8 protein-coding genes are annotated in these 13,860 nt (G+C 69.0%); 6 read left to right on the forward strand and 2 right to left on the reverse strand.

Annotated features, from left to right (window positions below):
- Positions 1-75: 75 nt before the first annotated feature.
- Together GO615_RS29770 and recC are read right to left on the reverse strand one after the other, a co-directional pair.
- Positions 76-1,815, reverse strand: a complete 1,740-nt coding sequence (locus GO615_RS29770) for a UvrD-helicase domain-containing protein (protein WP_246262462.1) — start codon at positions 1,813-1,815, stop codon at positions 76-78.
- Positions 1,812-5,420 (reverse strand): exodeoxyribonuclease V subunit gamma, encoded by a 3,609-nt coding sequence (gene recC, locus GO615_RS25865; protein ID WP_169132740.1) that lies wholly within the window; start codon positions 5,418-5,420, stop codon positions 1,812-1,814. Before recC ends, GO615_RS29770 begins: the two co-directional genes overlap by 4 nt.
- Before the next feature lie 158 nt (positions 5,421-5,578).
- On the opposite strand from recC, the gene GO615_RS25870 reads away from it, so the two are divergent.
- The 6 genes from GO615_RS25870 (at position 5,579) to GO615_RS25895 (ending at position 13,579) form a co-directional block, all read left to right on the forward strand.
- Entirely contained in the window at positions 5,579-5,836 is a 258-nt protein-coding gene (locus tag GO615_RS25870; protein ID WP_169132741.1) for a hypothetical protein, read from the forward strand.
- Between the two features lie 107 nt (positions 5,837-5,943).
- A complete protein-coding gene (locus GO615_RS25875) occupies positions 5,944-6,885 on the forward strand; it encodes an SdiA-regulated domain-containing protein (protein WP_169132742.1) in 942 nt (313 codons plus the stop codon).
- A gap of 138 nt (positions 6,886-7,023) precedes the next feature.
- Positions 7,024-8,610, forward strand: coding sequence for a calcium-binding protein (locus GO615_RS25880; protein ID WP_169132743.1), 1,587 nt, complete (start codon positions 7,024-7,026; stop codon positions 8,608-8,610).
- Positions 8,611-8,876: 266 nt separating this feature from the next.
- Positions 8,877-10,496 (forward strand): calcium-binding protein, encoded by a 1,620-nt coding sequence (locus tag GO615_RS25885; RefSeq protein WP_169132744.1) that lies wholly within the window; start codon positions 8,877-8,879, stop codon positions 10,494-10,496.
- A gap of 99 nt (positions 10,497-10,595) precedes the next feature.
- Positions 10,596-12,302: a type I secretion system permease/ATPase gene (locus GO615_RS25890; RefSeq protein ID WP_169132745.1), complete on the forward strand. Its 1,707-nt coding sequence runs from the start codon at positions 10,596-10,598 to the stop codon at positions 12,300-12,302.
- Positions 12,302-13,579: an HlyD family type I secretion periplasmic adaptor subunit gene (locus tag GO615_RS25895; RefSeq protein ID WP_169132746.1), complete on the forward strand. Its 1,278-nt coding sequence runs from the start codon at positions 12,302-12,304 to the stop codon at positions 13,577-13,579. The genes GO615_RS25890 and GO615_RS25895 overlap by 1 nt, the downstream gene beginning before the upstream one ends.
- The last annotated feature ends 281 nt before the right edge of the window (positions 13,580-13,860 follow it).

The following is a 13,860-nucleotide window of genomic DNA, read 5'->3' on the forward strand; positions in this document are numbered from 1 at the left end:
TAAGTCATGAATTATTTTTTTTTTTTAATGATCCGGCGACCACCGAAACCTACACCGTCTAATTCGTCGGCAGCGTCAGATGTGTATAAGATACAGCCCCTGCTGGCCGAGGTTCAGCAGGCGCACGATCGCCGCGGCGCAGCTCGCAGCCATGCGCGTGCGGAAGTCGGTGACACCGACCGCCTTGCCTGCCTCGCGCGGGTCGAGCGCCCAGCAGGTGAGCGCCGTGACCGGCTCGCCGTCGACGACGAGGCGTTCGCGCCGCCCGCGGGCCTCGACCTCCAGGAAGGGCACGGGGTTGTCGTCCTGCGCGCGGAACAGGAAGGCGCCCGCGCCGTCCGCGCGCGCCTCGGCCTGCGCGAAGCAGCGGTTCACCGCCGCGACCATCGCTGCGGTCGAGCGGTAGTTGGTGCCCAGCGTGAATAGCCGCCCGCCCGCGTCGCGGCGCGCGCGCAGGTAGGTGAAGATGTCCGCGCCGCGGAAGGCGTAGATTGCCTGCTTGGGGTCGCCGATCAGCACTACGCCGGAATCGGGCGCGTTGTCGGCGATGCGATAGACGCGGTCGAAGATGTCGTACTGGACCGGGTCGGTGTCCTGGAACTCGTCGATCAGCGCGACCGGGAACTGCCGGCGGATCACCTCGGCGAGGCGTGCGCCGTTGGGCTGGCGCAGCGCCGCGGCGAGGCGCGTGAGGAGATCGTTGAAGCCCATCTGCGCGCGGCGCTGCTGCTCGGCGGCGAAGCGGCAGGCGACCCAGCGCGCGGCGAAGCGCAGCAGGTCGGCGCGGGCGTCGGGCAGCGCGGCGAGCGCCGCCTGCAGGCGCGGGATCTCATCGAAGGCGGGATGCGCGGGCGGCGCGACGCCTTCCTTCCAGCCGTCGGCGATGCCTTCGGGCGCGAGGCGGTCCCAGCCGCTCTTCAACTCCGGCGTTTCGGCGGCCTCGTCGGCAGCCCAGCCGCGCAGCGCGTCGAGCCAGGGCTGGTAGTAGCGCTTCTGGATCTTGCGGCCATTGACCTGCTTAGCGGCGATTGCGCCGTCCAGCAGGGTTTCCAGCTCGTCCGCCCAAGCCGGCCACGGCGCCTTGAGCGCCGCGAGCGCCTGCGCCTTGTCGTCGCGCGCGGCCGCAACCGCCTCGGCCGGCGCGGGCGCGTCGTCGAGCGCCTCGGCATGCTCGACCAGCTTGCCGAGTTCGCCCTGCAGCGCCTCCGGCGTCGCCCACCAGCCGGCGATCTCCGCGACCGCGCGCTCGTCCAGCGGCACGAAGAAGCTGCGCCAGAAGTCGCGCACGACCTCGGCGAGCAGTTCGCGCTGGTCGGTCTCGAGCTGCTGGGTGAACAGGCTGTCGCTGTCGAAGGCGTGCTCGTTGAGCATGCGCTTGCACCAGCCGTGGATCGTCGACACCGCCGCCTCGTCCATCCATTCGGCGGCGAGCTGCAGCTTGCGCGCGCAGCCGGGCCAGCTTTCCGGCGGATAGTCGGCGCGCAGGTCGTGCAGGAAGTCCTTGCCCGGCTCGCTCGTGCCGACTTCCGCCGGGTCGGTGCGGAAATACCCCGCGGCCTCGGACAGGCGCGCGCGGATGCGGTCGCGCAGCTCCTTGGTCGCGGCGTCGGTGAAGGTCACGACGAGGATCTCGGGCGGCGTCAGCGCGCGCGCGAAGGCGGCCTCGCCACCGTGGCCGAGCACGAGGCGCACGTACAGGGCGGCGATCGTGAAGGTCTTGCCGGTGCCGGCGCTCGCCTCGATGAGGCGGCTGCCGTGCAGCGGAAAGGCGAGCGGGTCGAGTCTGCGGGCGTCGGTCGTCATGGGGGAACTCATGCCTCGCCTCCCTTGGCGAGGCCCAGCTTGTAGTCCTTGCTCGTGCCGATGCCGTAATACACCGGCAACAGCAGCGCGTCGGCAAGCCGCGCGAACTCGCCGCCCGCCCACAGCGCATCGAAATCCGGCCAGGCGCGGGCGAGGTAGGGGCTGTCCTCGATCTCGCCGCGCCGCTTGAAGCCGTCGCCCTCGTAGACGATCCGCGCGGCGCGGCCGGCGTCGCTGTCCTTCGGGGTATCGGCACGACCACCGCCGTCCAGCCACGCGAAGGCGGTCTTCGCGGCGAGCGGCAGCGGGCGCCTGAGGCCCTCGTGCCAGGCCTCGAGCAGGCTGCGGAACCAGCCGCGTGCGGCCTCGACGTCGAGCGGGTCGAGCGGCGCATTGCCGACCTTGCCGACGACGAGGCTCGCCAGCGGCACGCCCGCGAGGTGGCCGGCGACGTGCGCGACCCAGTGGCGCAGCAGCTTGTCGCGCCGGTACTTCTTCTCCTTCGTGACCACCCCGCTGCGCTCCAGCACGAGCCGTCCGCGCGCGCCCTCGGCATTGCGGCGCAGGCCGCCGAGGCGGTCGGCGACCATGAGCCGCGTCGCCCCAGACCCGTGTTCGAAGGCGATCTCCTCATCCGGCTCGATCGCCTCCGGCCACTCGACGAGCGCCTGCGCGTAGCGCGCGAAGAGGTCCTCCATCGGCTCGGCCAGCGCCGCCTGCATCAGCGCGGCGAAGTTGCCGGGCGCGAGTTCGCCGCGGCGCTCGATGCGCGCGAGCGCCCGCTCCAGCGCCGCGTCGCGCTCATCGCCGTGGTCCAGCGCGTCGAGCTGGGCCGCGATCAGCTCGTCCTGCAGCTGCCAGTTCTGCAGCGCATCAAGCGCGAAGGGCTCGTGGTCCTCGCTGGCCGGGTCGGGCAGCTCGAAATACACGCCCAGGCGTCGGCGCAGGAAGACTTTCGCGGGCTCCTTGAGGAAATCGGCCAGCTCGCGCAGCGTCAGCGGCTCGGTCTCGTCGAGCGGCGCCAGCGGCGCGCCGGCTGCCGCTCCGTCGGCCGCGAGACCCCCGCGCCCGTCGTGCCACTCGTGCGCATAGGTGAACAGCGACGACGCGGAACCTGCGGGCGGGAAGTAGTCCGGGCTGAAAGGCTGCAGGCGGTGTTCGACGGTGAGCGCACGAAGGAGCCCCTCGCCGGCGTCCTCGCCACCCTCCCGCGCCAGCCGCCAGCCGGCCGCGAGGTGGTCGCGCAGTTGCCCGACCAGCACCGAGGGCGGACGCTCCGTGTTGTCGTGGATGCTGCGCCCGACCCAGCTCACGTGCAGGCGCTCGCGCGCGGAGAGCAGCGCCTCGAGGAACAGGTAGCGGTCGTCCTCGCGGCGCGAGCGGTCGCCGGGGCGGTAGTCGCGCCCCATCAGGTCGAAGTCCATCGGCACGCGCGTACGCGGGTAGTCGCCATCGTTCATGCCCAGCAGGCACACGTGGCGGAAGGGGATCGCGCGCATCGGCATCAGCGTCGCGAAGGTCACCGCGCCGGCGAAGAAGCGCTGCGACAGGCCCGAGTCGTCCATCTGCGCAAGCCAGTGTTCGCGCACCACGGACAGCGGCAGCGCCTCGGCGAGCCCCGCCGCGGCGCAGGCGTCCTGCCACGCCTGCAGCGCCGATTCGAGCCGCTGCAGCGTATACGCGCCGTTGCTGTCGGCGGGGTCGAAGAAGTCCGCGAGCAGCCCGCGCAGGCGGACGCACCAGTCCTCGACCGCGGCCGTCTCGCGCAGTCCGCGCCACGCCGCGTCGAGACGCTCCAGCAGCGTCGCGAGCGGTCCGACCAGGCCCGCATCGAGGCCGCCGATCTCGTCGTAGGGCTCGATGCCCTGCCAAGCCTCGTCTGCACTCCCTGCATCCCCCGCGCCGCCCACCGCATAACCGAGCAGCATGCGACGCAGCCCGAACAGCCACGAGTTCTGCTCCGCCCCATCGGGCAGGCCGAGGCTCGCACGCTGCTCCGCGTGCAGGCCCCAACGGATGTTCGCGCCGCGCACCCAGCGGTGCAGCAGCGGCAGTTCGTCCTCCGCGATGCCGAAGCGCGCACGCAGCGCCGGCACTTCGAGGAGATCGAGCACGTCGGAGACGGCCACGCGCGACTGCGGCAGGCCCAGCAGCTTCTCGACGGCATTGAGCAGCGGATCGTGGTGGCGCAGGCCTTGGTCGGCGACCGTGAAGGGGATGAAGCGCGGATCCTCGGCGTCGAGCAGGCCGAACACCGCCTGGATGTGCGGCGCGTAGGCGTCGATATCCGGCACCATCACGATCACGTCGCGCGGGCGCAGCGTCTCATCGGCGTTGAAGGCCGCCAGCAGCTGGTCATGCAGGATCTCGACCTCGCGCTGCGGGCCGTGCGCGACGTGGAAGCGGATCGAGGCATCCGTCGCGGGATCGACCACCGGCCAACGCGCGCGCGTCTCCGCGAGCGGGCGCAGGTCGCGGATGTCGTCCTGCAACTGGTGCAGCAGGCAGTCGTCACCGTGCGGCGCGAAGAGATCGATGCGCGTGCCGACCTCGGCGAAGCGGCGCGCGTAGCGCTCGCGGGCGTCGCCGGCGTCGTGCTCGTCGAGCAGGCCGATGAAATCCCGCCCCTGCTTGCCCCAGGCCGCGAGCAGCGGATGGGCGTGCAAGTGCAGTTCCTCCTCCGCCAGCACCGCCGGCATGCCGGCGCGGCGCGCATGGCGCGAGCTGCTCGCGCGCAGCAGCTCCTTGTCCGCGACGATGTCGGCCCAGTAGTGCTCGCAGGGGTTATGCACGCACAGCAGCACCTGGCTCCACTGCGCGATCGCCGCGAGCACCTCCAGCGTCTGCGCCGGCAGCGAGGAGATGCCGAAGACCATCACGCGCCGCGGCAGCGCGGGCGGGCGGGGCGCATCGCGCATCTCCGCGACGGCCGCGAGGAAGCGCGTATGCACGGCCGCACGGCCGCTGCCGGCGAAGTCCGGGCCGACATCCTCCAGCAGCGCGCGCCACAGCGCCGGCTGCCAGACCTGCGCTGCCGGCAGCGCCTCGCGCGCACCGCGCGCGGTGAGCAGCACGTCCTCACCCGCCGCCCAGGCCGCGAGCCAGTCGGCGCGGTACATCTGGTACTGGTCGAAGAGGTCGGCGAGGCGCTCGGCGAGCTGGTGGCGCTTGCGCAAGTCCTCGTCGTCCGCCAGGAAGCGCGCGAGCGGTGCGAACTCGTCACGCGCGAGCAACGCCGGCAGCAGGCGCATCAGGCGCCACACCAACAAGGGCTTGTCGAAGGGCGACACCTCCGGCACCGCATAGCGCCCCAGCACCGCGCGGTACGCCTGCCACACGAAACGCGAAGGCAGGAAGGCATCCAGCGCCGCGGCGATGCCGCAGCCCCCCGCCGTCTCGTCGGCCGCCAGTGCCATCTTCAACCACTGCGCGATGCCGTTGCTCTGCACCAGGATCAGCTCGTTCTCCAGCGGCGCCAACGGATGGCGCTTCATCCACGCGACCAGCACGTCGCGCAGCGCCTCGGGGTGATTGCCGTGGATCACCATCAGCCCGCCCCTCAGCCCGCCCCTCAGGTCGCCGGTCAGCTCGCCCGCCACTTCGTCCTCACCGTCCATGCCCGTCCCGGTCTCCCCTTGCCGCACCGAATCCATTCGCCTCGCACTGTAGCGCCGGGCTGCGACAGAATGCGTCGCACCCCGCCGCCGTAGCCGCGCGCAGCCCAACACAGTAGCATGCGCCCCGCGCCGCCCCCACCACCACCCCGGAGTCCTGCATGGTCCGCGAAATCGAATTCAAGCTCGTCAGATTCGCCCCCGACGTCATGGACCTGTGGGCCGACGTGCTGCGCGTGAATTATCCCCGCCTGCGCCTCACCGGCCGCCCCAGCTCGCCCTGGAAGGTGCACGAGGTCATCGCCACCCGCGCCCGCATCCTCGACTCCGGCGAACTCGAACTCTTCGCCGAAACCGGCTCGGGCGACCCCGTCACGCTGCGCATCCCCGCGCGGGAATGGGGCTGGCGCTCGCACTGAGGGTTCCGCGAGAAGACAGCCCCCGGGCGGCGCGCCCGTCGACAAGCGCCTGAAACATTGCCCTGCGATAGTGCGTCGTACATGCGTAACGACGAACAGGCAGGACGATGACGCCGGACTCCCGAACACTCGCGCTTCCCCTCACGGCTCCCTGGCGGGGCGCGCTCGCCGCGGCAGCGCTGCTGGGCCTGGCGCTGGCCATGCAGCAGGCCGACGGCGGACTGCTGGACCGCGCCTTCGCCGCCGCGATCTCCGCCCTGAAGCCCGCCCGCGCAGAAGGCACGGCCGGCGCTCTGTCCGACCCCCGCGTGAACGTCGAGGCCTACCCCGTCGCCGGCGTCACGCGCAACCTCTCGGGCCTCGCCTGGGACGCGCAGCGCGGCCACCTGTGGGCCGTCGTCAATGAACCGCCGCAACTGCTGGCGCTCGACCGCGACGGCGACGTGCTGGCGCGCCATCCCCTGCCCGGCTTCAACGACGTCGAAGGGATCGCCGTGCTGGGCGACGGCCGCCTGCTGCTCGCCGAAGAGCGCCGCCAGTCGCTCGTCGTCGCCCCGATTCCGGCGGCGAACGACGCGGTGCTGTCGCGCGACGGCCTGCCCGCACTCACGCTCGCACTGGGTGGCGGCGACAACGCCGGCATCGAGGGCGTCGCCTACGACCCGGCGCGCGACCGCCTGTTCGTCGTCAAGGAGCACTCGCCACGCAAGCTCTACGAGATCCGCGGCCTGCGCGCGAGCCTCGCCGGCCACCTCGAGGTCGAAGTGATCGACCGCGAGGACTGGATTCGCGACAAGTTCGTCGCTCGCGATTTCTCCTCGGTCGAATACGACCCGCGCACCGGCCACCTGATCCTGCTCAGCGACGCCTCCAAGCTCGCGCTCGAACTCGATGCCGACGGCCGCTACGTCGGCTACCAGGGCCTCGCCGCCGGATTCGCCGGCCTCGCCGACAGCGTCCCCCAGGCCGAAGGCGTCACGCTGGACGAGCGCGGCAACCTGTATGTCGTCAGCGAACCCAACCTTTTCTACGCCTTCCGCCCCGAATAGGCGGGGCATTTTCCCCAGTCCAGTCAAGGACTTGAGCCAGATCAAATCTACCCGTTTTGCAAATTAGCGCTTGCTTACACAGCCTATACTGAATCAGATAAACAGGCTTCCGACGCGCCACTGCAAAAGGGGAAGAAAATGACAAAGTTCACCAACCTGAACAGCACGGCGGCTGTTCTTGATCCGGGCTTCACGTTTTCCGCCTACACGGATGAGCTGCTCTCCGCGATGCTGTCGATCGACCAGGCGGCCACCACCATGAATTTCCAGGATCCGATATCGATGACACCGCCCGGTATCGGCACGATGCACGCGGAGTGGGCCGACGGCACGCACCTGCAGTTCGGCATCACCGCGCTCGGCTCCAACTCGCTGACGATGGACGGCCTGCATCTCGGCGCGGGCGACGGCTCCTACTTCACGCTGTCGGGCGGAGGTCGTCTCGCCGTCAATAGCTCGGGCGAGCTCACCAGTTCGAACCTGCGCATGACGCGCATGATCTTCGGCAACGATCAGGTCGGCCAGATCCTCGCCGGCTCCGGGCGCATGAACCTCGACACCGGCGCAGTGTCCGGCAAGATCACCGCCATGACCTTCAGCTGGCTGGCTGACGATGTCGCCACGCCGGCCCTCGAATGGCAGTACGTGACGCTCAAGGGTAGCGTCAAGCTCACCGGCGACGCCTTCTCGTCCGACCTCGGCACCCTGACCGGCCGGTTCACCGCTTTCGAATGGGGCACGATGAGCACGGATGCCGACGGCAACCCGATCGCGTTCACCCCAACGACGAGCTTCAGCGGGCTGAAGATGGATGCCGCAAGCACGCTGAACGGCCTCGATTCCGGCGGCTTCAACTCGCTGATGGCAGGGCTGTATGCCGGCAGCGACGTGATCGACGGCACCGCCGGTGACGACTTCCTCGAAGCCTCGACCGGCAACGACAAGGTCTTCGGCGAGGAAGGCGACGACCACATCGACGGCGGCGCGGGCAACGACCAGCTGTTCGGCGGCGCCGGCAACGACCACATCATCGGCGGCGCCGGCAACGACAAGATCGTCGATGACTCCGGCAACAACACCGTGATCGACACCGAAGGCAACGCGCGCGTCACCACCGGCGCCGGCGACGACGACATCATCACCGGCGCGGGCAATGACAAGATCGTCGCGGGCGACGGCGACAATGATGTGGAGGCCGGTGCCGGCAACGACAACATCGCGACCGGCGCGGGCGCGGACTTCATCTTTGCGGGCAGCGGCAACGACAAGGTCGTCGCCGGCGACGGCGCCAACTGGGTCGAGGGCGGGGCAGGCAACGACGTGCTGCGCACCGGCGCGGGTGCCGACGTGATCTATGGGGGCGAAGGCGCCGACAAGATCAACGGCGGCGCGGGCAGCGACGTCTTCGTGTTCGACAACTTCGCGGTCGGCGGCAAGGACCTCATCAAGGACTTCAATGCCGTCGAGGACTTCCTCGCCTTCGACACCAGCGTGTTCACCTCGCTATCGGGCGGCATCGCAGCCGGCAATGTGGTGATCGGCGACCGGGCGACCGCCGCGCAGGCGGATGATTTCCTGATCTTCGATACACGCGGCGGCAAGCTGTACTACGACGCCGACGGTAGCGACACGGCTTTCGCCGCGGTACAGATCGCAGTCGTGAAGGGCTCGCTGACCGACCTGGATGCCGGCAATTTCATCGACGAGGCGACGCTGTTCGCCTAGCCGCCAGCCAAACCACCATGCCCGGAAGGCTGCCTGCGGGCAGCCTTTGATTTTCGGCCCCTCCACAAAGGCGAAAGGTTCTGCATGCCCACCCGAAGCGCGTGACGACGAGGTCGTGGGGTGGCCGATCTCGCCGCGCCGCGGAGCAACCAATTCTCGCCCTGCATAGTTTGAGTATGGCGTTGACCTAACTCACGAGCGCAGGCAATCCATTCGCGCTACCATGCAATCAATTTTTACATTTCCCCGCGCAGGAGCACCCTCACATGGCTTCGTTCAGCAACGTCAACAACACCCTTGCAACCATCGATGCCGGTTTCAGCTACGCGGACTACGCGGATACGCTCCTCGATGCCGCCGACTCTATGTCTTACGCGCTTGGCACAGTGGCGTATGGCGAACCGATGTACTGGGAGATGTATGGCAATGATGCCTGGATCGAATGGGCGGATGGAACGGCCATTTACGCGGGGTTCTCATCGGTCGGCACGAGCTCCGCGACGATTGATGAGTTGAACGTCTATGGGCCCTACACCCTCGGTATGGGTTGGGGGTGGCTAGCCGCCGAAGGCAGCGGGAAGGTCGGATTCAACCAGAATGACGGTATCACCTCGGCTTCCGTCTTCACGCTGAAATCGGTGACGCTGGGCGGATACAGCTATGCATATGATGCGATGGGCGACCTGACTCTCAAAGGCTCCATGAAGCTGAATCTTGATACAGGAGGATTCAGCGGCAAGGCGACCTCGGTGACGATGAAATGGTCGAACGATAACCCCACCACGCCTGACGTTTGGGAATGGGACTACGTGACGCTGAAGGGAAGCATCAGCCTGGGCAGCGCTGGCCTCGATTTTTCCGGCATCTCGGGCAAGATCACGGGGATCGAATGGGGCACCGCACTGGAAGCCTACAGTGACGAGGACAACGTGCAGTTCGTGGCATCCGGCAGCGCCAGCGGCCTGAAGCTCGATGCCGCAAGCGCCATGAACGCCCTCGAGGCTGACGGCTTCGCCGGTCTTTCCGCGTCTATCTACTCCGGCAACGACACCATCACCGGCACCGCGGGCGACGACTACCTCGACGCATCGACCGGCAACGACAAGGTCAATGGCGGCGAAGGCACCGACGAGATCTACGGCGGTGCCGGCAATGACCAGCTCACGGGCGGCGCGGGAAACGACTACATCGATGGCGGCACAGGCAACGACAAGATCAGCGACGACTCCGGCGATAACACGATCGTCGACGAATCGGGCAACGCCCAGATCACGCTCGGCGCCGGCCACGACGACGTGTTCACCGGCGCAGGCAACGACAAGATCGCTGCCGGCGACGGCGTGAACTGGATCGAAGCCGGTGCCGGCAACGACAACATCACGAGCGGTTCCGGGGCGGACTTCATCTTTGCAGGCAGCGGCAACGACAAGGTCGTCGCCGGCGACGGCGACAACTGGATCGACGGCGGCGCGGGCAACGATACCATCACGACCGGCGCAGGCGCAGATCTGATCTACGGCGGCGAAGGCGCCGACAAGATCGGCGGCGGCGCGGGTAGCGACGCCTTCGTGTTCGACAACCTCGCGATCGGCGGCAAGGACCTGATCAAGGACTTCAACGCGGCCGAGGACGTCTTCGCCTTCGACACCACGGTATTAGGGTCGCTCGCCGGCGGTATCACCTCGGAAAACGTGGTCATCGGCGCGAAGGCGGTTGCCCTCGCAACAGACGATTACCTCATCTTCGACACCCAGGGCGGCAAGCTGTATTACGATGCCGACGGCAGCGGTGGAAACTTCGCCGCCGTTCAGATCGCGGTCGTGAAAGGCTCGCTCACCGGCCTGGATGCCGACAACTTCATCCAGGAAGCCGCGCTGTTCGCCTGATCCGGTCCGTCCCGGCAATCGCGAAAGGCTGCCCCCGGGCAGCCTTTTTCATGCCAATATGCTCAATTCGCCGTACCGGCTCTTCGCCGCCCATCCGTGATGTCAGAAACCCGGCAGTTCGTCTCCGCCTTCCGCTCCATTTTCGTGAACGCTGGCGTGTTCAGTCTCGCGATCAACGTCGCGCTGCTCGCCCCCTCGCTCTACATGCTGCAGGTGTTCGACCGCGTGCTCGCCAGCCGCAGCGACGAAACCCTGCTGATGCTGAGCATCGCGACCGCCGGCGCGCTGCTGCTGGCGCTCGCCCTCGACTACCTGCGCGGCCTGCTGCTGCAGCGGGCCGGCGCGCTGCTCGACCGCACGCTCGGCCGCCGCGTGCTCGTCGCGCTGATCCGCAACGCCTCGAACATCCAGCGCCGCGAGAACCTGCATGGACTGCGCGACGTCGCGACGCTGCGCGGCTTCCTCACCGGCAGCGGCATCATCTCGCTGTTCGACGCGCCCTGGGGCCTGATCTTCGTCGTCCTGATCTTCCTCTTCCACCCGCTGATGGGCACCGTCGCGCTCGCCGGCATGCTCGCGCTGCTCGTGCTCGCGCTGTTCAACGAGCGCATGAACCGCAAGAAGGTGGAAGCGGTGCAGGACCGCGCGCGCCGCGCCGGCCAGTACATCGACAAGGGCATGGCCAATGCCGACGTGCTCAACTCCATGGGCATGACCGTGCCCTTCGTCGAGCGCTGGCACGCGCTCAACGATGAAGTGATCAACAATTCGCTCGCCACCAGCGGGGCCATGAGCGGCGTCACCAGCCTGTCGCGCTTCGTGCGCCAGTTGATCCAGGTCGCCGTGATGGGCACCGGCGCGTGGCTCGTGATCGACCAGCACGTCACGCCGGGCATCATGATCGCCTCGACCATCCTGCTCGGCCGCGCGCTCGCCCCGGTCGAGAGCGTCATCGGCAACTGGAACAACTTCGTGCTCGCACGCGCGGCATGGGGACGCATGAAACCCTTCATCGACGAGGACGAGGCCGCGGCGCCGACCACCCTGCCGGAGCCGCGTGGCGAACTCTCCGTCGAGGCGGTGACGCTCGCCGGCCGCACGGCGATGCAGACCATCCTGCGCCAGGTGAGCTTCCAGCTCCCGGCCGGCCAGTCGCTCGCGATTGTCGGCCCCAGCGCCTCGGGCAAGTCCAGCCTCGCGCGCCTGCTCGCCGGCGTGTGGGCGCCGACCCACGGCACCGTGCGCGTCGACGGCGCGGACGTGCGCCAGCTCGTCGCCAGCGGCCACGGCCGCCACATCGGATACCTGCCGCAGGACGTCGAGCTCTTCCCCGGCACCATCGCCGAGAACATCGCCCGCCTCGGCGCGGTCGACGCCGAGCGCGTCATCGCCGCCGCGCAGCGCGCCCAGGTGCACGAGCTGATCCTGCGCCTGCCCGAAGGCTACGACACGCGCATCGGCCAGAACGACTACATCCTTTCCGGTGGCCAGATGCAGCGCATCGGCCTCGCACGTGCGCTGTACGACGAACCGGCGCTGGTGATCCTCGACGAGCCCAACGCCAACCTCGACGCCGACGGCGAGGCCAGCCTGGTGCGCTGCATCCGCCAGATCACGCACGAGGGCGTGACGGTCGTGATGGTCACGCACAAACCCAGCCTGCTCGACTGCATCGACCGCGTGCTGGTGCTGCGCGAAGGCCGCGTCGAAGGCTACGGGCCGCGCGAGGAGCTGCTCGCGCGCATCGCGCCGCAGCGCGTTGCGCCCGTCGCTCCCGTCTCCCCCTCGCGCGCGCAGGAGGCATAATGATCGACCAGACGAAACGCCTCGTCCGCGTCGGCCAGCTCATCATCGCGATCGCGTTCGTGGGCCTGGGCACCTGGCTCGCGCTCGCGCCGCTGCAGGGCGCCGTCATCATGATGGCGCAGGCGAAGGTCGACGCCAACCGCAAGGCCGTGCAGCACAACGAAGGCGGCATCGTGAAGGAAATCCTGGTGCGCGACGGCGACATCGTCACCGCGGGCCAGCCGCTCATCCTGCTGCGCGACGCGCAGGCCGAGGCGCTGTACTCGGTCACGCACACCGCGCTCGACGCCGAACTCGCCCGCCATGCCCGCCTCGAAGCGGAGATGACCGGCAGCACGCCGAAATTCCCGCAGGCGCTGCTGCAGCGCAAGGACGAGCCCGTCGCCGCCGAGATGATGCGCCGCGAGCAGGCCCTCTTCGAGGAACGCCGCCGCGCGCTCGCCGCACAGATCGCCCTGCTGGAGAACCAGGCGAAGAGCGTCGGCGACGAAGTCGAGGCGCTCAAGGCGCAGATGGAAGCCGAGCGCATGGGCGCGGCCGCCGCCGAGGAGGAGATGGCCAGCCTCACGTCGCTGAAGGACCAGAAGTTCGTCGCCAACACCCGGCTGCTGACGCAGAAGCGCGTGATCTCCGACTACCGCTCGCGCGAGGAGGAGCGCCGCTCCGAGATCGCCCACGCGCAGAGCCAGCGCGAGGAGCTGCGCCTGCGCGCGGTGACGCTGCGCAGCGACCTCGTGCGCCAGGCCGCCGAGGAGGCGAAGGCCAGCACCACGCGCATCATGGAACTGCAGGACCGCCTGCGCCCGGCCTCCGACCTGCTGCAGCGCCTCACCATCCGCGCCCCGGTCGGCGGGCGCGTGCTGAACCTCACCGTGCATACGGCGGGCGGCACCATCGCCCCGCGCGCGACGCTGATGGAGATCGTGCCCGACACCGGCCCGCTCGTCCTCGAGGGCCGCGTGCATGTCGACTCGATCAAGGAGCTGCACGTCGGGCAGGGCGCGGACATCCGCCTCACCGCGCTGCCGCAGCGCACGACGCCGCTGCTGCCGGGCAAGGTCAGCTACATCTCGCCGGATGCGCTCACGGTCGAGGACGGCGCGACCTTCTACCTCGTCCAGCTCGTCCCCGATGCCGCGGAGGCCGATTCGCCGCTGGCCGAGCTGCAGCCCGGCATGGCCGCCGAGGTGTTCATCCGCACCAAACCGCGCACGGCGCTCGAATACCTGCTCGAACCGGTCACCGACACGATGATGCGGGCCTTCCGCGAACGCTGAGCCTATCGACGGGGCAGTCGGAAAGGACACCTGCCGTTCCCCCTGAGCCTGTCGAAGGACCCGGTTCAGCAGGGCTCCGACAGGCCTGTCCCGAGCCTGCCGAAGGGCTCGGCCCGAACGGCCATTGCCTGCCGGGCGATCGGTGCGGACAGGGAACGAAGCCCGCCCGATCGCCTCAAACGCCGCATGGACACACTCACCCACGCCCTTTCCGGCGCGATCGTCGGCCGCCTGCTCGCCGCACGGCGGCCCGCCGCCTCCACCGCGGCCGCAACCCCCTC

The organism is Aromatoleum evansii (assembly GCF_012910805.1).
In the GTDB taxonomy this organism is placed as follows: Bacteria; Pseudomonadota; Gammaproteobacteria; order Burkholderiales; family Rhodocyclaceae; genus Aromatoleum; species Aromatoleum evansii.